Origin of the sequence: Staphylococcus pasteuri, from assembly GCF_030547725.1 — a bacterium.
Lineage (GTDB): Bacteria > Bacillota > Bacilli > Staphylococcales > Staphylococcaceae > Staphylococcus > Staphylococcus pasteuri.
In genome coordinates, this window is the sequence record NZ_JAUOQO010000427.1 from 1 (window position 1) to 264 (window position 264).

1 pseudogene is annotated in these 264 nt (G+C 59.1%); it reads left to right on the forward strand.

Features of this window, described 5'->3' with window-relative positions:
• Positions 1–264: pseudogene (locus tag Q4528_RS14240) on the forward strand (aspartate aminotransferase family protein); the annotation flags it as partial.

A 264-nucleotide genomic window follows, 5' to 3' on the forward strand; every position in this document is an offset into this window, starting at 1 on the left:
GGCGGCTGTCATCAAAGGCGAAGCCAGTCGTACCGTGGTTCTCGCCCGCTATCCCAGCTATCATGGGGCAACATTAGGCGCGGCTGCCGTCACCGGAGACCCGCAATCAGATGAGGTCTTCGCGCCAGTGATGCGCATCATGCCCAAAGTGCCGGCACCGTTTTCCTACCGCCGCCCCGAAGGGATGAGTATTGAAGACCACGCATTGAATTGCGCCCGGCGGCATGATGAAATTATCGACGAAACCGGCCCGGAAAATGTGCT